We start from the raw sequence: 24,368 nt of genomic DNA, 5'->3' as shown, positions 1-24,368 counted from the left end.
CTCCCCGCCCGTATCGTCGATCGGTACCGCACTCCGCCGTACCGCCCCCGGCCGGGGAGGTCTTCGGCGAGCCCCCCGACCGGCCGGTGCGTGAACGCGTCGGCCGACCGCTCACCCGCGGGGCTCCGGCGCGGCGTTCACCGGCGAAGGTTAGACCGTGTCTGATGGATCTTGCTGGGTCTAGCCCGCCAGCCCGCCTCCGGATCGCCCACGGCGGGGGAGGGGTGGCGGCCGTTCCGGGCGGTAAGTTGCGTATACCGTGCGAATCGGGAGCAACTTACATGGGTCATTGGTTCTCTGCCAATATCGTCGAGCCGGGGAAGCTGCCCACGCTTCTCGCCCTCGCCTCGTTCGTGCTCACCTTCCTCATCACCCGCACCGTCACCCGGCTGATCCGCGCGGGCCGCGGCCCCTTCCGTGACGTCACCCCCGGCGGGGTGCACATCCACCACGTCGTCCCGGGGGTCGTCCTCACCGTCGTCGGCGGTTTCGGCGCGGTCGGCAGCGGTCGGCACGGGCTCACCGCGGCCGTCTGCGCGATCCTCTTCGGCATCGGCGCCGGGCTGGTCCTGGACGAGTTCGCGCTCATCGTCCACATCGACGACGTCTACTGGACCGAGGAGGGCCGTCAGAGCGTCGAGGTCGTCATCGTCGCCGCCGCCCTCGCGCTGCTGGTCCTCAGCGGCTTCTCCCCGCTCGGCGTGGACACGCTCACCCCCGACGAACGGCAGGACCGGGCCACCTTCCTGGGCACCCTGGTGCTGAACTTCGTCCTCGTCCTGGTCACCCTCCTCAAGGGCAAGCTGAGGATGGCCCTCATCGGCACGCTCGTCCCCTTCGTGGCGGTCTTCGGAGCGGTACGGCTGGCCCGGCCCGGATCGCCCTGGGCCCGGCGCTGCTACCGCGGCCGACCGAAGGCGCGGGCCCGCGCCAGACTGCGTTCCTACCGCCACGACCGCCGCTGGGACCGGCCCCGGCGCAGGTTCCAGGACCTGATCGGCGGTACGCCCGACCGGCCGCCGGCCCCCCGGAGCTGATGCCGCCACAGCGCGGGAAGCGCACAGAGCGCCATCGCCGCGGCGATGGCCGCCAGATGCTCCTTGCCCGCGAGATTGGGCTTGACGATCACCTCGACCACCATCGCGGCGACCACCAGCGCTCCGGTCCACCGGGCCCCGAACCGCCAGCAGACACAGATCGCGAGCCCGACGACCGCCGCCGACGGGCCGGTGTCGACCACCCGGGCGTCCGCGGCCGGCAGCCCGAGCGGGCCGCCTGGGCCGAGCGCGATCCCGATCCGCGCGTACAACGTCCCCGCCAGCGTGCAGACATAGACGACGATCAGTGTCCGGGCCCGCCCGAGCGTGATCTCCGCGATGCCGAAGACCAGCAGTACCTGGGCGAGCGCGCCCCACACCGGCAGATGGAGCGCGGGCACGAAGACGGAGAGGGGGGTGCGGAGCAGGGCGAGCCAGAGCGGGTCCTCGGCCCGTACGGAGCCGAGTGCGCTGACGGCTCCGTATCCCCATCCCAAGGTCTGGTTCTGCGCCAGGTGGCAGAGGGCGGTCAGGGCGACCGCCGCCAGCGTCAGTGGGACCGCCCGCCACCGCCGGGTGATCAGGGCCGCGCGGACGGTCGCGTACAGCGGCCCCCACTCGCGCCGCGCGAACCCCCGTACGCCGCGCATCGCCGGGGGGCTCGTCATCGCCGGCTCGCCAGATGCCTGCGGTGCAGCCACTTCGGCAGCCCGGGCGCCTCCAGGAACCCTTCGGCGCGGCCCGCGGCGATCCCGATGCGCAGCAGATCGGCGCTCTCCTCGAAGAGCAGGAAACGGGGCTCCCAGATCGGCCGGTACTTGGCGTTGGCGCGGTACAGGGACTCGATCTGCCACCAGCGGGAGAAGAAGCTCAGCAGCGACCGCCAGAGCCGCAGGACCGGACCGGCGCCGAGCCGTGCACCGCGTTCGAAGACCGAGCGGAACATCGCGAAGTTCAGTGACACCTGGGTGACGCCGATCTCCTTCGCGCGCTGGAGGAGTTCGATGACCATGAACTCCATCAGTCCGTTCTCGGAGTCCCGGTCACGTCGCATCAGATCGAGGGAGAGCCCCTCCGGGCCCCAGGGCACGAAGCTCAGCACCGCCCGCAGCCGTCCGTCGCCGTCGGTGCATTCGAGCATCACGCACCGGCCGTCGCCGGGGTCGCCGAGCCGGCCCAGCGCCATGGAGAAGCCCCGTTCGGTGGCTCCGTCGCGCCAGTCGTCGGCATGCCGGAGCAGGATCGCCAGCTCCTCGGCCGGAATCTCCTCGTGGCGGCGGATCCGGACCTCGTACCCGGCGCGGTTGACCCGGTTGTACGCCTGGCGCACGGTCCGCATCGCGCGCCCCTCCAGGGTGAAGTCAGCGGTCTCCACGATCGCCTCGTCGCCCAGTTCCAGGGCGTCCAGACCATGCCGGGCGTAGACCGTGCCGGCCTCCTCGCTCGCGCCCATGACGGCGGGGATCCAGCCGTGCTCGCGAGCCTGCGTGAGCCACGGGACGATGGCGCCGGGCCAGGACTCCGGGTCGCCGATGGGGTCGCCGGAGGCCAGCGCCACTCCGCCGACGACCCGGTAGGCGATGGCGGCCTTGCCGGTGGGGGACCAGACGACGCTCTTCTCGCGCCGCAGCGCGAAGTAGCCCAGCGAATCGCGGTCACCGTGGCGCAGCAGCAGGGCGCGCAGCCGCTCCTCGTCGTCCTCGGTGAGCGGGTCGACGGTGCGCCGGGAACGGAAGGCCGCGTAGAGCACGGCGAGCAGCAGCAGGGTGGAGAGGACGTTGATGACGACATCGACCCAGTGCGGCGGTGCGATGTCGGCGAAGCGGGTGTCGGCGTCGGCGAGCGAGACGAGCCGCATCAGCCCGTACCGCCAGCGCTCCAGGAAGGTGGAGCCGGCGGTGGCCGTGTTGGTGGCGGTCACGAGCAGCGCGGCCACCAGGGAGGTGACGAGCAGTCCGCCGACGGCGACGGCCGCGGCCAGCCGGGGGTTGGAGCGGTCGCCGATCGCGTAGAACTCCCACCGCCCCAGCAGCAGCGCGCCGACGAAAGCGGCGGAGAGGGTCAGCGACACCCAGTTCTGGGCGTGGGCGCGGACTCCGGCGTCGACGGCGATGGCGAGGGTGAGGAGCAGGAGGAAGAGCCCGCCGAGCACGAGGTTGAGGATCCAGGCGGCCCGTTTGCGGCGGCGCATGGTGATGGCGAGGAAGAGGGTGAAGACACCGGAGGCGAAGCCCGCGGTCAGCAGATAGGGCGTGAAGTAGTCGTCGACGTTGTGCCGGTGGAGGTTCTGGCCGAGGGAGACCCAGACGGCGCTCAGGAGGTTGATGAACGTCACGGCCCGCAGGTACCAGACGGCGAACGCGGCAGCCCGCCGCGAGCGGGCGGTGCTCCGGTCCCCGCCCTGGGACGAGCCCCGGTCCCCGCCCCGGCCCCCGCCCTGGGACGAGCCCCGGCCCCCGCTCGATCCCGATCCTGAGCCTGAGCCGGGGCGCGACCCGGATCCCGAGCCGGAGCCCGAGTCGGGTCTTGGTCTGGAGGTGGAGCTGGTGCTGAACAAGCGGACCTCTCCCATGAAAAGCGATGATATGGGGCATCGCTCTCCATGGCGGCTGCCGGTGTGGCCGCCCTGGTCGATGGCGGTCGCACCGGCGCGTCCGTCAGTCCTTGTCGCTCCCCGTCGGGTCCGCCGTCACGGGCCGTGCCGCCACGGGGCCGGCCGTCGTGCTGGCGGCCGGTTCGACATCCGGTCCGGCTGTCGGTTCGGCTACGGGGCCGACTTCCGGCTCCGTCACCGACTCGGCTTCCGGCTCCGGATGCTCCGGCAGTTCGGCCGCGAACGCCGCCGCTGCCTGAACGAGGGGGAGTGCGAGCAATGCCCCGGTTCCTTCCCCCACAGTGACGCCGTGATCGAGCAACGGGTTGAGCGCCATCCGATCGAGCGCCTTGCTCTGCGCCGGTTCGCCGGTCATCTGACCGGCCAGCCACCAGTCCGGCGCGCGGAACGCCGCCCGCTGTCCGACCAGCGCGCACGCCGCCGAGACGACCCCGTCCAGGATCACCGGCATCCGGCGCACCGCGCTCTGCAGCAGGAACCCGGTCATCGCGGCCAGATCCGCACCGCCCACCGCCGCCAGCAGCTCCACCTGGTCGCCGAGGACCGGCCGGGCCCGCCGCAGCGCGTCCCGGACCGCCGCGCACTTGCGCATCCAGGCCAGATCGTCGATGCCCGCGCCACCGCGCCCGGTCACCACCGAGGCGTCCGTACCGCACAGCGCGGCGATCAGTGTCGCGGCTGCCGTGGTGCCGCCCACGCTCAGATCACCGAGGACGACCAGGTCGGTGCCGGAGTCGGCCTCCTCGTCGGCGATGGCGATGCCCAGCCGTACGGCCTGCTCCGCCTCCTCGATCGTCAGCGCGTCCTCGATGTCGATCCGTCCGCTGCCGCGCCGCACCCGGTGCCGTACGACATCGTCGGGCAGCAGCTCCGGGTCGCAGTCGAGACCGGCGTCGACGATCCGCACGGGGACGCCCATCCGGCGGGCGAGCACGCCCACCGGGCTCTCGCCCTCCAGCACGGACCGCACCAACCGGTGGGCGGCACCGGCCTCACGGCCCGATACGCCGAGCGCGGCGACCCCGTGGTCACCGGCGAACAGCAGGACGCGCGGGCGTTCGATCGCCTTCACCGGGACGGAAGCCTGGGCGATCGACAGCCACTCGCCCAGCTCGTCGAGCCGGCCCAGGGCGTTCGGCGGGACGGCCAGCCGTTCCCTGCGTTCCTCGGCGTCGCGGCGGACGCCGCTGTCGGGGCGCTCGATCAGATCGGAGAAGTCATCGAGATTCAGCCTGCTCATTCGCCGAACAGTACCGGGTGGGTGACGCAGGGGGTCCCGGGGCGTCGGGCCCCCTGCCGGAGAAGCCCCCGGCAGGACCTGCCTCGGTTCCGCGGCTCGCCCCGCCTGGCACTGCGGTCCGACAGCTCGGTCCGGCACCCCGGCCGGTTCCGCGGCTCGCCCCGCCTGGCACTGCGGTCCGGCACCCCGGCCCCGGTACCTCGGTCCGGCACCCCGGTCCGGCACCCCGGCCCGGCAGCTCGGTCCGGCAGCCCCGCCTGGTTCCGCGGCTCGCCCCGCCTGGCACTGCGGTCCGGCACCCCGGCCCCGGTACCTCGGTCCGGCACCCCGGTCCGGCACCCCGGCCCGGCAGCTCGGTCCGGCAGCCCCGCCTGGTTCCGCGGCTCGGCTTGCCTGGCACCCCGGCCCCGGTACCCCGGCCCCGGTACCCCGGTTCGGTACCCCGGTTCGGTACCTCGGTCCGGCAGCCCCGCCCGGTTCCGCGGCTCGCCCCGCCCGGTACCCCGGCCCGGCAGCCCCGCCCGGTACCCCCGCCTGGCACTTCGGTCCGGCACCCCCGCCCGGCACCCCGGTCCGACAGCCCGCCTGGTGTCGCCCCGGCGCGCCCCGTCCGGCCCGACGGGCCACCCGGCCCCCGTCCGCGCGGCTCAGTTCCGCAGCACCAGCGCCTGTCCGGCGACCACGAGCACCACCTGCTCGCACTCGGCGGCGAAGGCCGCGTTGAGCCGCCCCAGCTCATCGCGGAAGCGCCGCCCCGAAGACGTCGCCGGCACCACCCCGGACCCCGTCTCGTTGGTCACCGCGACCAGCGTGCGCTGGGTCTGCCGTACGGCCCCGATCAGCTCGGTCACCCGCTCCCGCAACGCCCGCTCGCCGTCCGACCGCCAGGTCGCGTCGTCCCAGGCGCCCACCCGGTCCATCGCGTCCGTGAGCCAGAGCGCGAGACAGTCGATCAGCAGCGGCGGCCCGTCATCGACGAGCAGCGGGACGAGTTCGCAGGTCTCGGCGGTGCGCCAGGAGGTCGGTCGGCGCTCCCGGTGCAGACCGACCCGGTCCGCCCAGTCGGCGTCCCCCTCCCGGGTGCCGCCGGTCGCCACGTACAGCACATCGGGAAAGGTCTCCAGCCGGCGTTCGCCCTCCACCGACTTGCCGGAACGGGCCCCTCCGGTGATCAGGGTGCGGCGGGGCACGTCCGGTACGGCGTGGTACTCGCCGACGATCAGGGTGGTCCCGTCGGGCACGGCGCGGGCGCCGGCCGCCGCCAGCCGGCGATCCAGCTCCGGGCCCCCGGGCCCGTCGTGATCGAGATGGACCGCGATCACATCGGTGGTCGCGCCGATCGCCCCGGCCGCGCGCAGCCGGGCCACCGCGTCGGGCCGCCCCACCACATCGGCGACGACCATCTCGTACGCCGCGAGCCCCTCCGCGAGTCCGGCCGGTCCACCGCCGGGCGGCAGGTAGAGCAGCCGGTCGCCGTCGGGCGAGGTCACCTCGTACCCGGTGCCGGGGTGGTCCATCGGGACGGCGCGCACCCGGTGCCCGCTGATCAGCGTCAGCACCCGCCCGTCGGGCACCCGCCCGGCCGAGGGGAGCCCGGCCGGCACATCGACCGCCGGGCCGTCGTGGGGGTGGGTGAGCAGTACCTGCCGTACGCCCACGAGCGAATGCCCGGCCCGCGCGGCGGCGAGGGCCGCGCCGGGGGTGAGGTCGAGGAGCAGGGCCCCGTCGACGAGCAGCGCGGTGGCGGCCCGGGCGCGGGGGCCACGGGACACGGCGCACACGGCGCACGGGCAGTCGGGGCGGGGCAGGCCGGCGGGGGCGCCGGTGCCGAGCAGAGTCAGTTCCACATGCCTGATCCTCCCGCGTCACCGCTGCCTGTGCGCGCCCGGCTACGCTGCGGGCAGGACAGAGATCATGTGATGGACCTTGGGAGGCGGACATGGCATGGACGTGGCGGTTCGAGAAGTCCGACGGGACGGAGGTCGAGCCCGCGGTGACGCCGGAGGAGTTCACGACCCAGGGGGACGCCGAGTCATGGCTCGGTGAGGTCTGGAAGGAGCTGCGGGCGGGCGGTGCCGACCAGGTGGTGCTCTCGGAGGACACGACCAAGATCTACGGTCCGATGAGCCTGGACGCCCCGGAGTAGTCGCGCGCCGTCGGGGGCGCCTTCTCGCGTCGACAGGGCCTGGCTAGGCCCTGTCCGGGGAGGCGTCCTCCCTCTCCAGGCCGTCCGAGTGTCCGTTCGCAGGGGGTCGGACCTCACCAGGGTCGGATCTCGCCCATGCCGATCTCACTCAGGTCGGATGTCGTGCCGGGTCAGATCTCGCCCAGGGTCACCCGGGTGGTCTCCGGTTCGCCGTTCCGCACGTACGCGACCACGACCTTCTCCCCCGGACGCTCCGACGCCAGCGCCTCCGCCAGGGAGGTGATCGTCGTGATCTCCATCGAGCCCAGCTTGGTGATGATGTCCCCCTTCTGCAGCCCCGCCTTGTCCGCGGGGCCGCCCTTGACCACCTCCACCACCGCGGCCCCCGACGGCTGGTAGTTGTCGTCCAGCACGGTCCGCGCGGTGATGTCGAGCGCGGCCCGGCCGGAGTCGGTGACCTTGCCCTGGCTGATGATCTGGTCCGCCACCGTCCGCACCATGGAGACCGGGATGGCGAAGCCGATGCCTGGCGCGGCGCTGCCGCCGAGATCCGGATCGGTCGCCGCCAGCGTCGGGATGCCGATCACCTCGCTGTCCAGATTGACCAGCGCGCCCCCGCTGTTCCCCGGGTTGATCGCGGCCGAGGTCTGCACCATGTTGCCGATGGTCGCCCCCGTGCCCCCACCGGCCGCGCTCTCGCTCACCGTGCGGCCGATGCCGGAGACGATGCCCTGGGTGACGCTGCTGGAGAGTCCGAGGGGTGAGCCCATCGCCAGCACGATCTGTCCCACCGCCACCTTCGAGGAGTCGCCGAAGACCGCGGGGCGCAGCCCGGCCGGGACCCGCGCCAGCTTGATGACGGCCAGATCCTGCTGCGGATAGGAGGAGACCAGCTTCGCCGTCAGCGGCTCCTCGCCCGTCGCCACGGTGACCTCGAAGGACGTCTCGGAGCCCACCACATGGGCGTTGGTGATCACATGGCCCTTGGAGTCGTACACGATCCCCGACCCGAGGGAGTCACCCGCCTCGATCTGGACGACCGACGGCAGGACGTCCTTGATGACGGTCTCGTAGTCGTTCTGGAGGTCGTTGTTGTTGGTGTCGTCCACCTTGGGAGCCACCGCCCGCGTCGTGGTCTCCGGTGCCGATGAGACGGCGCTCGAACAGCCGCCGACCAGGGCGAGCGCGCAGATCACCGCGGCGGCCGTGGCCACCGTCCGGCGAACGTGCCGGTGCGGGCCGCGGGACGCGGGGGCAGGGGAGAGATCCATGTCCGGAGTATCCCTTTTGCGCCGGCGGTCGGGCATGTCGTACGCCGCCGATCAGGTGGCCCCCGCCCGGCCCGCACGCCCCGCCCCGCCCGGCCTCTCCCCGGCCTCTGCCCGGCCCGCCGTACGGGAGCGCCCGGCCCCGGCCCGTCCCCGCGCGTACGGAAGGCCCTGGAGCGGCCGGCCGGGGGCGGCCCCGGACCGTACGGGAGTGCCCCTCCCGGCCCGTACCCACGCTCCCGTTCAGATGCTCTCCGGCACCGTCGCCAGGAACTGGGTCGCCGCCAGCTCTCCGTAGAGGGGATCCCCGGCCACCAGCTCCGCGTGGGTGCCGACCGCCCGGACCCGCCCCGCGTCCATCACCACGATCCGGTCCGCCAGGGTCACCGTCGACAGCCGGTGCGCCACCACCAGCACCGTCACCTCGCGGGACACCTCCGTGACGACGTCCCGCAGCGCCAGTTCGTTGACCGCGTCCAACTGCGACGTCGCCTCGTCGAGCAGCAGCAGCCGGGGCCGCCGCAGCAGGGCGCGCGCTATCGCCACCCGCTGACGCTCACCGCCCGACAGCTTGGAGCCCCGGTGCCCCACCAGCGTCTCCAGCCCCTCCGGCAGCCGGTCGACGAGGGCGTCGAGCCTGGCCCGTACGAGCACCTCCTGGATCCGCTCCTCCGTCGCGTCCGGCGCGGCGAAGACGAGGTTCTCGCGCAGCGTCCCCGCCAGCACCGGCGCGTCCTGTTCCACATAGCCGATGGCGGCGCGCAGCTCGGGGAGCGGCCAGTCGCGGACGTCCCTGCCGTCCACCAGGATCCGGCCGCCGGTCGTCTCGTAGAACCGCTCGATCAGCCCGAACACGGTGGTCTTCCCCGCGCCCGACGGCCCGACGAAGGCGGTCATCCCCGGACCCGGCACGGTGAAGGAGACTCCGTGGTGGACGGGGGGCAGATCGTCCCGGTAGCGGAAGACGACGTCCTCGAAGGCCACCGACGCGGGACCGGCCCCGGCCCCGTCGTTGGTCGCCGCGGTCGCCGCGGCCGGTCCCGACAGGGCGAGGGCCTCTGTCTCCAGGCGCTCGGCCTCCGTGATCCGGGCGATGGCCGCCGACCCCGCCTGGTACTCCGTTGCCGCCTCCACCAGCCGCGACACCGGGTCGATCAGATAGAAGAGGAAGAGCAGGAACGCCACCAGGGTCGAGATCGAGATCGCGCCGGACGCCACCCGCGCCCCGCCGATGCCCAGCACCGCCAGGAACGACACCTGGACCGAGAGGCCCACCGACGACGACGCCACGGACTGCCACTTCGCCGACCGGGTGCCGTGCCGCCATGCCTCCAGCGACGCCGCGTCCACGATGGCGGTCTCCCGCTCCTCCGCGCCGGACGCCTTGAGGGTGCGGAACGCTCCGAAGGCCCGTTCCAGCACCGTGGAGATCTCGGCCACCGACTCCTGGGCCTGTCGGGTGGCCTGCGAGATCTTGGGCAGTACCAGCACCATGGCGCCGCCGATGAGGACGATCACGCCCAGGGTGACGCCGAGCAGCACCACGTCCATCACGGCCATCATCACCAGGGTGGCGATGAAGGCGAGGCCGCCGGTCGCGGCGGAGACGATCGAACGGGTGGTGACCGCGCGCAGCAGGGTGGTGTCCGACGTGACCCGGGACATCAGATCGCCCGGCTGGGTCCGGTCCATCTCCGGCACCCGCAGCCGCAGCAGCCGTCCGATCAGGGTGCGGCGGGCGGCCAGCACCACGGACTCTGCCGTGCGTTCCAGGATGTACGCGCCCACCGCCTCGACCACCGTCCCGAGGACCACCAGCGCGGTCAGCGCGATCAGGATCCCGGTGATCGACTCATCGGCGCCGAGCCGGTCGACCAGCTCCTTCGCCGCGAGCGGCTGGAGCAGCGCGGTGACCGCTCCGAAGAGTGCGAACACCGCGCCGAGCGCCACGAGCCAGCGGTGTGGCCGGAAGTGCTTGTACAGCGCGCGCCAGGTCTCGCCGGCCGACAGTTTGAGGGCCGGCCGGTCGCTCTTCTCGGTGGAATCGGGGGTGGTCACATGACAGGGGACGCGAAAGGCGCGTTCGTGCCTGTCCAGGAGCCGCGCGCGCCGACGTGACCTGCGACACGCGGCGCGGGCGCGGTCGGCCGCCCCACCGGCCGCCCGTGCCGATCAGCCGCGCACCTTCACCGGCCGCGCACCTTCACCGGCCGTGTGCGTTCATCGACCGCGCACCTTCACCGGCCGTGTGCGTTCATCGACCGCGTACGGTCACCGGTCGCGTACATCACCGACCGCGCGCGGACCCCGCCGGTGGTTCAGGAGACGGCCCCGCGGCGATTCAGCCGCGTACGCCGCAGAGGTGCAGGAGCGCCGCGAGACCGCGGTAGGGATCGACCCGTCCCGCCCGGTCCTCCGCCGTCAGCAGCCGGGCCAGCTCGTCGGCGTCCGGCATCCCGGTGTCGGGACCCCACTCGGTGAAGACCTGCACGCCGTACCAGGTGTGCAGCGGCGCCGCGATCCCCGCCAGCGCTGAGGTCAGCGCGTCGAGCCGGTCGGCCCGTACGGTCCGCCCGCGCCGGTCGGTGTAGACCTCCGACTCCAGGGCACCCAGCGCCCCGGTCCAGTCGCCGGCCAGCCCCGGCCCCATGGCCAGCGCGCCCGCGTTCCGGACGAGGAGGGAGAGCAGGCCGCCGGGGGCCAGCATCCGGGCCAGGCCCGCGAGCATCGCGTCGGGGTCCTGCTCGGACATCAGCACCCCGTGGCAGAGCACCACGTCGAAGCTGCCCGGCAGGAAGTGGACCCCGGTCTCCCGGCAGTCCCCCTCGATCAACTGGACCCGCTCCCGAATGCCCTCCGGCTCGCCGGCCAGCGACTCGTGCGCGGTCCGCAGCAGTGCCGGGTCCGACTCAAGGCCGGTGACGGCGTGCCCGGCGCGTGCCAGTCGCAGCGCCTGGACGCCGTCGCCCATGCCGACGTCGAGGATCCGCAGCCGCTGCCCGACCGGGTAGCGGCCGGCTATCTGCTCATCGAGCTGCCGCGCGACCAGTTCCTGCCGGACGGTCTCGCGCAGCCCGATGGAGGTATCGGGGCCGCGCGTGCCGTCCGCCCGGGGACCGGGCACGGTCGTGGCGGCCGTGGGCACCGGCGCCCCCGACGGCGCGGACGCCACCGGCCCGTCAGGGGCCGGCACCGCGACGCCGGGACTCTCCGTACTCAGGGTCGCTCTCCGCGCTTGACCTGCGGCTTCGGCAGCCGCAGTCGGCGCATCTGCAACGTGCGCATCAGGGCGTACGCGATGGCACCCCGCTTGGGCTCGTCCGGGAAGCGCTCCCTGAGCTGCTTCTTCAGTCGGAACGCGAGTCCGATCGAGTCCACGACGATCATGACGATGACGCCGAGCCAGATGAGCAGCGCGATGTTCTGCAGCTGCCCCACCCGGATCATGCTCAGCACCAGGATGATCACGGCGAGCGGGAGGAAGAACTCCGCGACGCAGAAGCGGGAGTCGACGAAGTCACGCGCGAACCGGCGCACCGGGCCCTTGTCACGGGCCGGCAAATACCGCTCGTCACCGCTGGCGAGGGCCTCCCGCTGCTTGGCCAGATCGGCGCGGCGGGCTTCCCGCTGGCGCTTCATGGCCTCCTTGCGGTTCACCGGTGTGGTGGCGGCTCGACGGCGCTGACTCTGGGCCACACTCCGCTTGGGAGTGGGACGGCCCTTGGGAGCCTCGGGGTTACGGGTCTGCTGGGAGAGGTCCGCCGTCACCTGATCGGTGGGGGCCTTCTCTGTCTTGGCACGGCTACGGAACACAAAGCCCAAGGGTACGGGGTGCCGCGCATGGACCCAACGCCGGAGGGGAACGATCCCGCAACACCCTGCGTCCGTACGGGCAACACCCTGCGTCTGTACGGAATGGAAACCGTGCCTCCGTACCGGACATACCGTGCCTCTGTACGGGACAGAAGGGGCACACACCCGCGGTCGCCCGAGGGTCTCCCTGACGGTCATCTACTCCTTGCGCCGGATCGGAAGCCCTCCGCAGTCGTCCTTGGGGATGAGCGCATCCGTGCTGGAACAGTGCGGTAATGGATGCAGGGCCCGTACTGTGGGTTCTGTTGGAGTGCTGGAGCTGTAGTCCGTCAGAAGGGGGCGCGCGAAGCCCATGAGCGGTGTCATGAAGCGTATGGGGATGATCTTCCGCGCGAAGGCAAACAAGGCCCTTGACCGGGCCGAGGATCCGCGCGAGACCCTCGATTACTCGTACCAGAAGCAGCTTGAGCTGCTCCAGAAGGTGCGCAGGGGAGTCGCCGATGTGGCGACCTCCCGCAAGCGGCTGGAGTTGCAGCTCAATCAGTTGCAGGGGCAGTCCTCCAAGCTGGAGGACCAGGGCCGCAAGGCGCTGGCGCTCGGCCGGGAGGATCTGGCCCGTGAGGCGCTCTCCCGTCGCGCCGCCCTGCAGCAGCAGGTCAGCGATTTGGAGACGCAGCACCAGACCTTGCAGGGTGAGGAGGAGAAGCTCACCCTCGCGGCCCAGCGGCTTCAGGCCAAGGTCGACGCCTTCCGAACGAAGAAGGAGACCATCAAGGCCACCTACACCGCCGCGCAGGCCCAGACCCGCATCGGAGAGGCGTTCTCCGGCATCTCGGAGGAGATGGGCGATGTCGGCCTCGCGATCCAGCGGGCCGAGGACAAGACGGCCCAGCTCCAGGCCAGGGCCGGTGCCCTCGACGAGCTGCTCGCCTCCGGAGCGCTGGACGACCCGTCCGGCATGGCGAAGGACGATATCGCCGCCGAGCTGGACCGGATCTCCGGTGGTACTGATGTAGAGCTGGAGCTCCAGCGGATGAAGGCCGAGCTGGCGGGTGGTCCCACCGCATCCCAGCCGGCCATCGAGGGCGGCAACGCCGCGCCGGGGCAGAACCACTCCCGCCCCAATTTCGACAAGTAGTGACCACCAGCAGGCCGGACGGACAACGGAGTGGTAGGGATTCGTCATGATCGTACGGATCATGGGGGAGGGTCAGGTGAAGCTGGCGGACAGCCACTTCGCCGGCCTGAACAAGCTCGACGACGAACTGCTCGCCGAGATGGAGCGGGGTGACGAAGCCGGCTTCCGCCGGACCCTCGGCACCCTTCTGGAGCGGGTTCGCGACCTCGGCGAGCCGCTTCCGGACGACTCCCTGGAGCCGTCCGAGCTGATTCTCCCGGCTCCGGACGCGAGTCTGGAGGATGTCCGGGAGATGCTCGGCGACAACGGCCTGATCCCGGAAGCCCCCGCCTGACCACGCACTCCAACACCACCGCCGCCCCGCCCGGGAACCTCCGGGCGGGGCGGCGGTGCGTCCGGATGGCGTCATGACGCCGGACCCCGGCCGTCCGGGCGCGACACGCCGTAACCTTGCCCGACGTGACCACACTCGCCTCCGGGTTCGCCCGCACCCAGAGCTGGCTCCGCGAGCACCCCCTGGCGCTCGACGGCGCCCTCGCCGTGACGGTACTGGTCAGCATGACCGTCGGATCCTTCGCCGATCCGAACGGCCCGCACGGACCGGAGTTCGGCACCCGCACCCCCGACGCCCGCAGTGTGGTGCTGATGGTCCTGGTCGCCGCCGCGCTCGTCTTCCGCCGCCGCAACGCGATGGCCGTCCTGGTCTTCACCAGCGTGCTCGCCGTCATCGAGCTGAGCTTCGGCGACCCGTCGGCCCCGGTGGCGATGGGCTCCGTGATCGCCCTCTACACCGTCGCGTCCCGCACCGACCGGCCCACCACCTGGCGGGTCGGCCTGCTCACCATGACCGGTCTCACCGGCACCGCGATGTTCTTCGGCGCCACCCCCTGGTACACCCAGGAGAACCTCGGCATCTTCGCCTGGACCGGCATGGCAGCCGCCGCGGGGGACGCCGTCCGGAGCCGCCGCGCCTTCGTCGACGCCATCAGGGAGCGCGCCGACCGCGCCGAGCGGACCCGTGACGAGGAGGCCAGGCGCCGGGTGGCCGAGGAGCGGCTGCGGATCGCCCGCGATCTCCACGATGTGGTCGCCCACCACATCGCCCTGGTCAATGTGCAGGCCGGGGTCGCGGCCCACGTCATGGACAAACGGCCCGACCAGGCCAAGGAGGCCCTCGCGCACGTCCGCGAGGCCAGCCGCTCGGCGCTCAACGAGCTACGGGCCACGGTCGGACTGCTGCGCCAGTCCGGCGACCCGGAGGCCCCCACCGAACCGGCCCCCGGCCTCGATGTGCTCGATGAACTGGTCACCACCTTCCGGCAGGCGGGCCTGCCGGTCGAGGTGGCCCGCGCCGACGCGGGCTCCCGGCCGCCCGCCGCCGTCGACCTCGCCGCGTACCGGATCATCCAGGAGGCGCTGACCAATGTGCGCAAGCACGCCGGCCAGGACGCCAAGGCCGAGGTGAGCGTGATCCGCGTCGGCCGGACCCTGGAGGTCACGGTCATCGACAACGGCGTGGAACCGGAACCCTGCGCCGCCCTGCCGGACGCCCCCGCCGGCGGCCGGCCCGCCGAACCGGAGGGCGGCCACGGTCTGCTCGGGATGCGCGAACGGGTCGGTGCGCTCGGCGGCCGGCTCAGCGCGGGCCCCCGATACGGAGGCGGCTTCCGGGTGCAGGCGATACTGCCCCTCACGGCACGTACGGGGGAGGACAGATGACGATCAGGGTGCTGCTCGCCGACGACCAGACACTGCTGCGGAGCGCGTTCCGGGTCCTGGTGGACTCCGAGCTCGATATGCAGGTGGTCGGCGAGGCGGCGGACGGCGCCGAGGCGGTCGCGCTCGCCCGCTCGGAGCGGGCCGACGTGGTCCTGATGGACATCCGGATGCCCGGTACGGACGGGCTCGCCGCCACCCGCATGATCAGCGCCGATCCGGAACTCGCGCATGTACGGGTGGTCATGCTGACCACCTTCGAGGTGGACGAGTACGTCGTCCAGTCGCTGCGCGCGGGCGCCTCCGGGTTCCTCGGCAAGGGCGCCGAACCGGAGGAACTGCTCAACGCCATCCGGATCGCCGCAGCCGGCGAGGCCCTGCTCTCACCCGTCGCCACCAAGGGCCTGATCGCCACCTTCCTCGCCCAGGGCGGGGATCCGGACGCGAGCGGTCGCGCCGCCGGGTACTCCGAACGGCTCGCCGCCCTCACCGTTCGCGAACGCGAGGTCCTCGTCCTCGTCGCCGGGGGCCACTCCAACGACGAGATCGCCGAACGGCTGGAAGTCAGCCCGCTCACCGTCAAGACCCATGTGAACCGGGCGATGGCGAAACTGGGCGCCCGCGACCGCGCCCAACTGGTCGTCACCGCCTATGAATCCGGGCTGGTACGCCCACGGGTGGAGTGAGCCCGTCGGCACGCCTACTCCAGACGCGGTATGCGTGAGATAAGGAAACGGGACCTGGGGGCGACGGGCCGCCCCTCCGCATGGTTGATCGTATAAGCGGGCACCGGACTCAGCCCTCCGGCGAGGCGGACGCCGGCCTCCCGGCCAGGGGGTCGCCATCCGGCTTGCCGCACGCCACGCCTGCCGCGCAAGCCATACGAAGAGAGACCCCATGTCCTGGCTGTCGAAATTCAGCCTGTCGCAACGTGCCCTGATAGCACTGATCTCGATCGTGGCGATCGTCTTCGGCGCGATCGCCATCCCCCAACTGAAGCAGCAGTTGCTGCCCACCATCGAACTCCCGATGGTGTCGGTGATCGCCCCCTACGAGGGCGCCTCCCCCGAGGTGATCGAGAAGCAGGTCATCGAGCCCCTCGAAAGCTCCATCGAGAACGTCGACGGCATCGACGGCATCACCTCCACGGCGAGCGAGGGCAACGCCGTCATCATGGCCAGCTTCACCTACGGCGAGGGCACCAAGCAGCTCGTCGCCGATGTGCAGCAGGCCGTGAACCGTTCCCGCGCGTGGCTCCCCGACGACGTCGACCCGGAGGTCGTCTTCGGCTCGACGGACGACATCCCCACCGTCGTCCTCGCCGTCACCTCCGACAAGGACCAGCAGACGCTCGCCGACGAGCTGGAGCGCACCGTCGTCCCCACCCTGGAGGGCATCGACGGCGTCAACCAGGTCAACATCGACGGGGTACGCGACGTCCAGGTCTCCGTCACCCCCGACGACAAGAAGCTGGCCGACGCGGGGCTGAACGCCGCGGCCCTCGCCGAGGCGCTCAAGGCGGGCGGCGCGACCGTACCGGCCGGCTCCTTCAGCGAGGACGGCAAGAGCCGTACGGTCCAGGTCGGCGGCGGCTGGACCAGCCTGAAGCAGATCGAGGAACTGCGGGTCGCCCCGGCACCGCCCGCCACCGGCGCGCCCGTGCGCGTCGGTGACATCGCCACCGTGAAGCAGACGCCGGCCACCGCCGTCTCCCTCACCCGTACCAACGGCAAGCCGAGCCTCGCCGTCGTCGCCACGATGGACAACGACGGCAGCGCCGTGACCATCTCCAAGGCGGTCCAGGACGAGCTGTCCGACATGCGCAAGGACCTCGGCGAAGGCGCCGACGTGACCGTCGTCTCCGACCAGGGACCGGCCGTAGAGAAGTCGATCTCCGGTCTGACCACCGAGGGCGCGCTCGGTCTGCTCTTCGCCGTGATCGTGATCCTGGTCTTCCTGGCCTCCCTGCGCTCCACCCTGGTCACCGCGGTCTCCATCCCCCTCTCGGTCGTCCTCGCGCTGATCGTGCTCTGGACCCGCGACCTGTCGCTCAACATGCTCACGCTGGGCGCGCTCACCATCGCCATCGGACGGGTCGTGGACGACTCGATCGTGGTGCTGGAGAACATCAAGCGGCACCTCGGCTACGGCGAGGAGCGGAAGAGCGCGATCCTCACCGCGGTCAAGGAGGTGGCCGGGGCGGTCACCGCGTCGACGCTGACGACCGTCGCCGTGTTCCTGCCGATCGGCCTGGTCGGCGGCATGATCGGCGAGCTGTTCGGCTCGTTCTCGCTGACCGTCACCGCCGCCCTGCTGGCCTCGCTGCTCGTCTCGCTCACCGTGGTCCCGGTGCTCTCGTTCTGGTTCCTGCACCCGCCGAAGGCGGTCCGTGGACTGGACCCGGCGCAGGCGCGCCGCATCGCGGAGGAGAAGGAGGAGCGCAGTCCCCTCCAGCGTATGTACGTCCCGGTGCTCCGCTTCGCCACCCGGCGACGGATCACCAGTGTCGTCCTCGCGGTCGTCGTGCTCGCCGGCACCGTCGGCATGGCCGGACTGCTGAAGACGAACTTCTTCGACCAGGGCGAGCAGGACGTCATGTCCATCAAGCAGGAGCTGCCCGCCGGCACCAGCCTGGAGGCCGCCGACGCCGCCGCGCGGAAGGTCGAGAAGGTGCTCGACGGCGTGGACGAGGTCAAGAACTACCAGGTCACCGTGGGCTCCACCGGCTTCATGGCGGCCTTCGGCGGTGGCACGGGCGCCAACCAGGCGTCGTACCAGCTCACCCTGAAGAACTCCGCGGACTACGAGAAGACGCGCGACCGGATCGACGACGAACTGGAGAAGCTCGACGGCGTCGGCGACACCAGCATCGCCGCGGGCGACGGCTTCGGCGGCCAGGACCTGAGCGTCGTGGTCAAGGCGGCCGACCCGGCCGTCCTGCGCCAGGCGGCCGAGGCGGTCCGTAAGGAGGTCGCCGGTCTGGACGACGTCACCGACGTCCAGAGCGACCTCGCGCAGAGCATCCCGCGGATCTCCGTCAAGGCGAACACCAAGGCCGCCGCGGCCGGCTTCAACGAGAGCACGCTGGGCATGGCCGTCGGCCAGGCCGTCCGGGGCACCCCCTCCGGCAAGGCGATCCTCGGTGACACCGAGCGTGATGTGCTGGTCACCCCCGCCAAGCCCGCCAAGACCCTGGCGGAGCTGCGGAACCTGACCGTGGGCGGGTCCAAGCTCACCGATATCGCCGATGTGCGGCTGGCCCCGGCGCCGGTCTCCATGACCCGGATCGACGGTTCCCGGGCCGCCACGGTGACCGCCAAGCCGATCGGTGACAACACCGGCGCGGTCAGCTCGGACCTCCAGTCCAAGATCAAGTCGCTGGATCTGCCGGACGGCGCCACCGCCTCCATCGGCGGTGTGTCGGAGGACCAGGACGAGGCGTTCGGCTCGTTGGCGCTGGCCATGCTGGCCGCCATCGCACTGGTCTTCATGCTGCTGGTCGCCACCTTCCGCTCGCTGGTGCAGCCGCTGATCCTGCTGGTCTCCATCCCGTTCGCGGCGACCGGCGCGATCGGTCTGCTGGTCGCCACGGACACCGCGATGGGTGTCCCGGCGATGATCGGCATGCTGATGCTCATCGGCATCGTGGTCACCAACGCGATCGTGCTGATCGACCTGATCAACCAGTACCGCGCACAGGGCCTCGGGGTGATCGAGTCGGTGATCGAGGGCGGTCGTCACCGGCTGCGCCCGATCCTGATGACGGCCCTGGCGACGATCTTCGCCCTGCTCCCGATGGCCCTGGGCATCACGGGCCAGGGCGGTTTCATCGCCAAACCGCTGGCCGTGGTGGTGATCGGCGGTCTGATCTCCTCGACGCTGCTGACGCTGCTGCTGGTGCCGACGCTGTACGCGATGGTGGAGCTGCGCAAGGAGCGCCGCGCGGCCAAGAAGGCGGCGAAGCGCGCCCGGAAGGCGGGCGGCGGGGTCGGCCCGCAGGGCTCGGGCCGCCAGGCCCCGGCCAGCGTCTGATCCGTCCGGCTCCGGCCGACCCGTGCCACCGCACGGAACACGCCCGGCCCGGGGACCCTTCGGGGGCCCCGGGCCGGGCGTTCGTGCGTCACGACGAAGCCTGTCCTCCGGGGGCCCAGGGCGGCGGGCGGAGTCCCGCCGTGCTGTGCCCCTCCGTCCCGTACGGCACGGTCCGCGCACCGGGCGCCGGCCCGCCAGCACCGCGAGGCCCGCGCACAAGGGGCGCCCCGGTCGTGGTGACCGGGGCGCCCCGAGGAGCCCGAAGAGCCCGCAGAGAGGGATTCCGCCGCTACGGCAGCGCGAGCATCCGCTCCAGTGCCAGCTTGGCGAAGCTCTCCGTCTCCGAGTCGACCTGGATGCGGTTGACCAGATTGCCCTCGGCCAGCGACTCCAGCGTCCACACCAGGTGCGGCAGGTCGATCCGATTCATGGTGGAACAGAAGCAGACCGTCTTGTCGAGGAAGACGACCTCCTTGTCGGGGTGTGCCTTGGCGAGGCGGCGCACCAGATTCAGCTCGGTGCCGATCGCCCACTTCGAACCGGCCGGAGCCGCGTCGAGGGCCTTGATGATGTACTCGGTCGAGCCGACCTGGTCCGCCGCGGCGACGACCTCGTGCTTGCACTCGGGGTGCACCAGGACGTTGACACCCGGAATGCGGGCCCGTACGTCGTCCACGGACTCCACCGAGAAGCGGCCGTGCACCGAGCAGTGCCCGCGCCAGAGGATCATCTTGGCGGCGCGTAGCTGTTCGACGGTGAGTCCGCCGCCCGGCTTGTGCGGGTTGTAGAGCACACAGTCGTCGAGCGACATGCCCAGGTCCCGTACGGCGGTGTTGCGGCCGAGGTGCTGGTCCGGCAGGAAGAGCACCTGCTCGCCCTGTTCGAAGGCCCAGTCCAGCGCCCGCTTGGCGTTGGACGAGGTGCAGATGGTGCCACCGTGCTTGCCGGTGAACGCCTTGATGTCGGCGGAGGAGTTCATGTACGAGACGGGGACGACCCGCTCGGCTATGCCCGCCTCGGTCAGCACGTCCCAGCACTCGGCGACCTGCTCGGCGGTGGCCATATCGGCCATTGAGCAGCCGGCCGCGAGGTCGGGCAGGACGACCCGCTGGTCGTCCGAGGTGAGGATGTCCGCGGACTCCGCCATGAAGTGGACACCGCAGAAGACGATGTACTCGGCCTCCGGCCGGGCCGCCGCGTCCTTGGCCAGCTTGAAGGAGTCGCCGGTGACATCGGCGAACTGGATGACCTCGTCGCGCTGGTAGTGGTGGCCCAGGACGAAGACCTTGTTTCCGAGCTTCTCCTTGGCCGCGCGGGCGCGGGCCACGAGATTCGGGTCGGACGGGGACGGCAGATCGCCGGGGCACTCCACTCCGCGCTCGCTCCGGGGGTCGGCCTCGCGGCCGAGCAGCAGCAGGGCGAGCGGCGTCGGCTGTACGTCGAGCGACTCCGTAGGGGCTTGGGCGGTGGTCACGCCACACACACCCTTTCTTTCACCGGGGACCTTCTCGTCTATTTGACGTTATCTATGATAACCGGTTAATGTCACTTTGACGACGGCCATAGTGTCGATGTGACGCACCCCCCGATGGGTCGGGGCCCGTCCGACGGATCCCGTTGTCCCCCGGGGATCCGCCTTGTCCACAGCCCCGTGCCGCCACTCGGTGCGGTGTGCGAGCATGAAGGGGAAAGACTGCCCGGCGGTCCGGAATGAATCCGCGATCGTGCCGGTTGCAATGGTCGCCAAGCAGTCTCCGTACTTCCCCTGCCTCAGGTGGGGAGACCCCATCCCGGGAGTGATGAAGCAGATGTCCGTATCGGACGAGACCACCACCGTGAACGACGGCATCCTCCTTTCTGACGCCGCGGCGGGCAAGGTCAAGGCCCTGCTGGACCAGGAAGGCCGGGAAGACCTCGCGCTCCGCGTCGCCGTTCAGCCCGGTGGCTGCTCCGGCCTGCGGTACCAGCTCTTCTTCGACGAGCGTTCGCTCGACGGCGATGTCGTCAAGGACTTCGACGGCGTCAAGGTCGTCACCGACCGGATGAGCGCCCCCTACCTGGGCGGCGCCTCCATCGATTTCGTCGACACCATCGAGAAGCAGGGCTTCACCATCGACAACCCCAACGCCACGGGCTCCTGCGCCTGCGGCGACTCCTTCAACTGATCCCGGCCGGCGCCCGGCCGATCGGCGACGGATGACAGACGGAGGCGGCGGTCCCACGGGGGGATCGCCGCCTCCGTCGTACCCGCGTCCGTCCTGTCCGTTGTCGGTCCTGTCCGTTGTCGGTCCTGGGCATCCGCGCCCGCCCTACCCGTACCCGTACACCTGCGGGCGCCCGCCGCACCCGTCGCACGCCGGCCCACCGCACCCGTACACCCGCGCCGCCCGCCCGCCGCACCCGGGCGCGGAAGGTGTTCAGCTCCGGCTGAGCGGGACCGCCTCGCCCGTCCCCGCGTCGACGACCCCGCGGTCGCCCAGCGGCTTCCGGAGCGTCACCGTCTCCCGCAGCGTGAGCGCCACCGCGGCGCAGACCGTGTCCGGATCGGGGGCCGGTTCGATCACCCGGACCGACACCTCGTCGCCGCTCTCCGTCGCCGTCGCCCGGTAGTCGGAGCACCCGCCGCCCTCGAAGGTGAGCGTCACCGTCCTGCCGTCGGTGGCGTACGCGCGCACCCGGGGGCCGCCCGACGGCGCGGCCGGCTCCGTCGGCGGCACACTCGGCCGGAGTTTCTCCGGCGGCGGTGCCTGCTCCAGATGGGCCGGGTCGACCGCGATCTCGGGCAGGTGGAAGGCTGTCGGACTGTTGTCGGGGTCCACCCGGAACAGCCACGACGGTACGAGGGCCTGCGCCCCCTCCACCGTCATCGGGGCGAGCCCGAAGACCGCCTCGGTGATCACCATCCGGGCGGGCGGCGCCGGCTTGCCCGCCCCCTCGCCGGGTCCGCAGGGCGCGGGCTTGACCTCGCCCGCCAGCGGTACGGCGGTGGCACAGGCCGGCACCGGTGCGGTGCCGCTGATCCGGACGGCCTCGTTCTTCCGGTCGATCACCTCCCGGGCGGAGAGCACCGGGTAGGCGTGGCCCTTGGCGAAGGGCGCCAGTGTCCCCCGGCCGAGGGCGATCCGGCCGCCCTTGGCCACCTCGATGGACGTGTTCCAGCCGGCCACCGGCAGATCGTCCACCGTTAGATCGACCCGCACCGTACGGTTGCTGCCCCGCACCGTCCCGGTGTCCCGCGCGGCACCGGCCAGCCCGAGGTCCCTCAGCACGGGGGCGGCGGCCTGCGCCGCGTCGGCCGCGCTCACGGCGTCGGAGGCCGCGCCCGGCGGCGGGAAGAAGGGGAGGGCCTCGCCCGGGGGGCAGGTCGTGCCCTTCAGACAGTGATCGCCCGTCCGTGGCCCTCCGTACGCGCTGAACGTCCAGGCCCCGGGCGCCTGCCTGCTGACCCGCAGCACCGGGTCCGAGCCGTCCCCGCCGCCGCCGATCCGCCAGTACGCGCCGTCCGCCTCCGGGGCGCCCGGGAGGCCGAGCGCCTTCCCGAGCCGGGCCACCCGCGCCGCCGTGACCTCGCCCGCCGCCCGATACACGGCCGCCCGCTCCGGTGCGTCGGGCAGCTCGCCCCCGGCCACATAGACGGCGCCACCGGATGGCGCCGGTTCGCCGGGCGCGATGCCCCGCTCACCGGCCTTCTTCCACTCCACCGAGAGCCGCGGCGGCGGTGCGTCACCGTCCCGCGCGACGCTCTTGGCCGCCGCGCTCCCACCGTCTCCGTCGTCTCCGCCGCCCCCCGCCGTCGCGATCAGGGTCGCGCCGCCGCCCGCGATCACCGCGAACGCCACGACGCCGGCGATGAGTGGGATCCGTCGGCGGCGTGCGCCGTCGTGCGTGCTCTCCGTATCGCTCACCGCGTCGCTCCTTGTCGTCGGCACCCCCGTACGGGAGTACCGGTGGGACGGAGCGCGGGCGTACGCGGTTCCCCCTGGCGGGCGGTGTGCTCCCGGTCGCCCGGGTCAGCCGCCGTAGCTGGACATGCCGTCCACGAGCCGGGCGGAGGAGGCCGGCACCACCACGCCGTGAATGCGGGACGGCGGTACGGGGGAGGGGACGGAGGCCGCCGGCACCGACCAGTGCGGAGCCATCCGGACGCAGTCACCGCGGAGCTGGGCCAGGGTGAAATCGGACTCGCGCGGGGCGCGGGTGGTGCGGTTCTTCGTCATATCCGCACCGTACGCAGCAGGAAGCAAGTGGGAAAAGACCTACTATCGGGTAGTTTCTGGCTATCGGCTCGACGGTCCCGACCGTATAGCGTTAAGCGTCAACGCCCCCCTGCCACAGGAGCGCCTCGCCGTGCGAATCGCAGTCACCGGCTCCATCGCAACCGACCACCTGATGACCTTCCCGGGTCGTTTCGCCGATCAGCTGGTCGCGGACCAGTTGCACACGATCTCCCTCTCCTTCCTCGTGGACACCCTCAATGTGCGCAGGGGCGGTGTCGGGGCGAACATCTGCTTCGGTATGGGCCAGCTGGGCACCGGGCCGATCCTCGTGGGCGCGGCCGGAGCCGACTTCGACGAGTACCGCGCCTGGCTCGACCGCCACGGCGTGGACACCGAGTCGGTCCGGATCTCGGACGTCCTGCACACCGCGCGCTTCGTCTGCACCACCGACGCGGACCACAACCAGCTCGGCTCCTTCTACACCGGCGCGATGAGCGAGGCCCGGCTGATCGAGCTGCACTCCGTCGCCGAGCGCGTCGGTGGCCTGGACCTCGTCCTGATCGGCGCGGACGACCCGGAGGGGATGCTCCGGCACACCGAGGAGTGCCGCTCGCGCGGTATCCCGTTCGCCGCCGACTTCTCGCAGCAGATCGCGCGGATGAACGGCGACGAAATCCGGATACTCCTGGACGGCGCCACCTATCTGTTCTCCAACGAGTACGAGAAGGGGCTCATCGAGTCCAAGACGGGGTGGACGGACGAGGAGATCCTCGGCCGGGTCGGCCACCGGATCACCACGCTCGGGGCCCGCGGTGTCCGTATCGAGCGGACGGGCGAGGACCCGATCGAGGTCGGCTGCCCGGACGAGGAGGCGAAGGTCGACCCCACCGGCGTCGGCGACGCGTTCCGCGCGGGCTTCCTGTCGGGGCTGTCGTGGGGCGTGAGCCTGGAGCGCGCGGCGCAGGTGGGCTGCATGCTGGCGACCCTGGTGATCGAGACGCTCGGCACCCAGGAGTACACCCTCCGCAGGGCGCACTTCATGGAGCGCTTCACGAAGGCGTACGGCGACGAAGCGGGCGCCGAGGTCAAGACCCACCTCGCCTGACCACGCTCTCCCCCCAGCGCCGGGCGGGCCGGGAAACCCGCC

At 71.9% G+C, this 24,368-nt stretch carries 19 protein-coding genes and 1 pseudogene; 9 read left to right on the top strand and 11 right to left on the bottom strand.

Annotated features, from left to right (window positions below; all coding sequences use genetic code 11):
- The first annotated feature begins 281 nt into the window (after window positions 1–281).
- Window positions 282–1,037: a hypothetical protein gene (locus ACH4S7_RS01985; RefSeq protein ID WP_398519092.1), complete on the top strand. Its 756-nt coding sequence runs from the start codon at window positions 282–284 to the stop codon at window positions 1,035–1,037.
- Here the strand turns inward: ACH4S7_RS01985 and ACH4S7_RS01980 are convergent.
- The 4 genes and pseudogenes from ACH4S7_RS01980 to ACH4S7_RS01965 form a co-directional block, all read right to left on the bottom strand.
- Complete coding sequence (locus tag ACH4S7_RS01980; RefSeq protein ID WP_398519091.1) at window positions 944–1,705, bottom strand: hypothetical protein; 762 nt, start codon at window positions 1,703–1,705, stop codon at window positions 944–946. The two genes, ACH4S7_RS01985 and ACH4S7_RS01980, sit on opposite strands and share 94 nt — an antisense overlap.
- Window positions 1,702–3,426 (bottom strand): annotated as a pseudogene (locus tag ACH4S7_RS01975) (phosphatidylglycerol lysyltransferase domain-containing protein); the annotation flags it as partial. The pseudogene ACH4S7_RS01975 and the gene ACH4S7_RS01980, both read right to left, overlap by 4 nt.
- A 268-nt stretch (window positions 3,427–3,694) precedes the next feature.
- Window positions 3,695–4,891 carry a nicotinate-nucleotide--dimethylbenzimidazole phosphoribosyltransferase gene (cobT, locus tag ACH4S7_RS01970; RefSeq protein ID WP_398519090.1) on the bottom strand — a complete coding sequence of 399 codons (1,197 nt, stop codon included), beginning with the start codon at window positions 4,889–4,891 and terminating at the stop codon, window positions 3,695–3,697.
- Between the two features lie 647 nt (window positions 4,892–5,538).
- Window positions 5,539–6,738 (bottom strand): bifunctional adenosylcobinamide kinase/adenosylcobinamide-phosphate guanylyltransferase, encoded by a 1,200-nt coding sequence (locus ACH4S7_RS01965; protein ID WP_398519089.1) that lies wholly within the window; start codon window positions 6,736–6,738, stop codon window positions 5,539–5,541.
- 92 nt (window positions 6,739–6,830) lie between these two features.
- Between ACH4S7_RS01965 and ACH4S7_RS01960 the strand changes: the two genes are divergently transcribed.
- Window positions 6,831–7,037 (top strand): hypothetical protein, encoded by a 207-nt coding sequence (locus ACH4S7_RS01960; RefSeq protein ID WP_398519088.1) that lies wholly within the window; start codon window positions 6,831–6,833, stop codon window positions 7,035–7,037.
- Window positions 7,038–7,207: 170 nt separating this feature from the next.
- On the opposite strand, the gene ACH4S7_RS01955 is transcribed toward ACH4S7_RS01960, so the two are convergent.
- The 4 genes from ACH4S7_RS01955 to ACH4S7_RS01940 all read right to left on the bottom strand — a co-directional run bounded on the left by ACH4S7_RS01955 (window position 7,208) and on the right by ACH4S7_RS01940 (window position 12,118).
- Window positions 7,208–8,308, bottom strand: coding sequence for a S1C family serine protease (locus ACH4S7_RS01955; RefSeq protein WP_398519087.1), 1,101 nt, complete (start codon window positions 8,306–8,308; stop codon window positions 7,208–7,210).
- A 240-nt stretch (window positions 8,309–8,548) separates the two neighbouring features.
- Window positions 8,549–10,363 carry an ABC transporter ATP-binding protein gene (locus ACH4S7_RS01950; RefSeq protein ID WP_398519086.1) on the bottom strand — a complete coding sequence of 605 codons (1,815 nt, stop codon included), beginning with the start codon at window positions 10,361–10,363 and terminating at the stop codon, window positions 8,549–8,551.
- Between the two features lie 283 nt (window positions 10,364–10,646).
- Entirely contained in the window at window positions 10,647–11,384 is a 738-nt protein-coding gene (locus tag ACH4S7_RS01945; protein WP_398519997.1) for a class I SAM-dependent methyltransferase, read from the bottom strand.
- A 137-nt stretch (window positions 11,385–11,521) separates the two neighbouring features.
- The gene (locus ACH4S7_RS01940) at window positions 11,522–12,118 is read right to left on the bottom strand and encodes a DUF3043 domain-containing protein (RefSeq protein ID WP_398519085.1); all 597 of its coding nucleotides are present in this window, start codon (window positions 12,116–12,118) and stop codon (window positions 11,522–11,524) included.
- A gap of 352 nt (window positions 12,119–12,470) precedes the next feature.
- On the opposite strand from ACH4S7_RS01940, the gene ACH4S7_RS01935 reads away from it, so the two are divergent.
- The 5 genes from ACH4S7_RS01935 (at window position 12,471) to ACH4S7_RS01915 (ending at window position 19,004) form a co-directional block, all read left to right on the top strand.
- Window positions 12,471–13,256, top strand: a complete 786-nt coding sequence (locus ACH4S7_RS01935) for a PspA/IM30 family protein (RefSeq protein ID WP_398519084.1) — start codon at window positions 12,471–12,473, stop codon at window positions 13,254–13,256.
- Window positions 13,257–13,302: 46 nt separating this feature from the next.
- Window positions 13,303–13,590 (top strand): hypothetical protein, encoded by a 288-nt coding sequence (locus ACH4S7_RS01930; protein WP_398519083.1) that lies wholly within the window; start codon window positions 13,303–13,305, stop codon window positions 13,588–13,590.
- Between the two features lie 125 nt (window positions 13,591–13,715).
- Entirely contained in the window at window positions 13,716–14,975 is a 1,260-nt protein-coding gene (locus ACH4S7_RS01925; protein WP_398519082.1) for a sensor histidine kinase, read from the top strand.
- Window positions 14,972–15,658 carry a response regulator gene (locus ACH4S7_RS01920; RefSeq protein WP_398519081.1) on the top strand — a complete coding sequence of 229 codons (687 nt, stop codon included), beginning with the start codon at window positions 14,972–14,974 and terminating at the stop codon, window positions 15,656–15,658. Before ACH4S7_RS01925 ends, ACH4S7_RS01920 begins: the two co-directional genes overlap by 4 nt.
- A gap of 211 nt (window positions 15,659–15,869) precedes the next feature.
- The gene (locus tag ACH4S7_RS01915) at window positions 15,870–19,004 is read left to right on the top strand and encodes an efflux RND transporter permease subunit (protein WP_398519080.1); all 3,135 of its coding nucleotides are present in this window, start codon (window positions 15,870–15,872) and stop codon (window positions 19,002–19,004) included.
- Between the two features lie 289 nt (window positions 19,005–19,293).
- Here ACH4S7_RS01915 and nadA read toward each other — a convergent pair whose 3' ends face one another.
- On the bottom strand, window positions 19,294–20,478 hold the full coding sequence (gene nadA / locus ACH4S7_RS01910; protein ID WP_398519079.1) for a quinolinate synthase NadA: 1,185 nt from the start codon (window positions 20,476–20,478) through the stop codon (window positions 19,294–19,296).
- 334 nt (window positions 20,479–20,812) lie between these two features.
- On the opposite strand from nadA, the gene ACH4S7_RS01905 reads away from it, so the two are divergent.
- Window positions 20,813–21,169: a HesB/IscA family protein gene (locus tag ACH4S7_RS01905; protein ID WP_398519996.1), complete on the top strand. Its 357-nt coding sequence runs from the start codon at window positions 20,813–20,815 to the stop codon at window positions 21,167–21,169.
- Window positions 21,170–21,421: 252 nt separating this feature from the next.
- On the opposite strand, the gene ACH4S7_RS01900 is transcribed toward ACH4S7_RS01905, so the two are convergent.
- Window positions 21,422–22,909, bottom strand: coding sequence for a hypothetical protein (locus ACH4S7_RS01900; protein ID WP_398519078.1), 1,488 nt, complete (start codon window positions 22,907–22,909; stop codon window positions 21,422–21,424).
- Window positions 22,910–23,014: 105 nt separating this feature from the next.
- Window positions 23,015–23,221, bottom strand: coding sequence for a hypothetical protein (locus tag ACH4S7_RS01895; RefSeq protein WP_398519077.1), 207 nt, complete (start codon window positions 23,219–23,221; stop codon window positions 23,015–23,017).
- Between the two features lie 130 nt (window positions 23,222–23,351).
- Between ACH4S7_RS01895 and ACH4S7_RS01890 the strand changes: the two genes are divergently transcribed.
- The gene (locus ACH4S7_RS01890; RefSeq protein ID WP_398519076.1) at window positions 23,352–24,326 is read left to right on the top strand and encodes a carbohydrate kinase family protein; all 975 of its coding nucleotides are present in this window, start codon (window positions 23,352–23,354) and stop codon (window positions 24,324–24,326) included.
- Window positions 24,327–24,368: the final 42 nt, after the last annotated feature.

The sequence above is a fragment of the Streptomyces sp. NPDC020965 genome (assembly GCF_044333555.1).
GTDB lineage: Bacteria > Actinomycetota > Actinomycetes > Streptomycetales > Streptomycetaceae > Streptomyces.
The sequence above is the reverse complement of the archived record's forward strand: the minus strand, read 5'-3'. Positions and strand labels throughout refer to the sequence as shown.

Bases quoted from the DNA above. Each gene is read 5' to 3' on its own strand.
- ACH4S7_RS01985 (WP_398519092.1), top strand. From the start codon at position 282: ATGGGTCATTGGTTCTCTGCCAATATCGTCGAGCCGGGGAAGCTGCCC.
- ACH4S7_RS01980 (WP_398519091.1), bottom strand. From the start codon at position 1,705: ATGACGAGCCCCCCGGCGATGCGCGGCGTACGGGGGTTCGCGCGGCGC.
- cobT (WP_398519090.1), bottom strand. From the start codon at position 4,891: ATGAGCAGGCTGAATCTCGATGACTTCTCCGATCTGATCGAGCGCCCC.
- ACH4S7_RS01960 (WP_398519088.1), top strand. From the start codon at position 6,831: ATGGCATGGACGTGGCGGTTCGAGAAGTCCGACGGGACGGAGGTCGAG.
- ACH4S7_RS01955 (WP_398519087.1), bottom strand. From the start codon at position 8,308: ATGGATCTCTCCCCTGCCCCCGCGTCCCGCGGCCCGCACCGGCACGTT.
- ACH4S7_RS01935 (WP_398519084.1), top strand. From the start codon at position 12,471: ATGAGCGGTGTCATGAAGCGTATGGGGATGATCTTCCGCGCGAAGGCA.
- ACH4S7_RS01930 (WP_398519083.1), top strand. From the start codon at position 13,303: ATGATCGTACGGATCATGGGGGAGGGTCAGGTGAAGCTGGCGGACAGC.
- ACH4S7_RS01920 (WP_398519081.1), top strand. From the start codon at position 14,972: ATGACGATCAGGGTGCTGCTCGCCGACGACCAGACACTGCTGCGGAGC.
- ACH4S7_RS01915 (WP_398519080.1), top strand. From the start codon at position 15,870: ATGTCCTGGCTGTCGAAATTCAGCCTGTCGCAACGTGCCCTGATAGCA.
- ACH4S7_RS01905 (WP_398519996.1), top strand. From the start codon at position 20,813: ATGTCCGTATCGGACGAGACCACCACCGTGAACGACGGCATCCTCCTT.
- ACH4S7_RS01895 (WP_398519077.1), bottom strand. From the start codon at position 23,221: ATGACGAAGAACCGCACCACCCGCGCCCCGCGCGAGTCCGATTTCACC.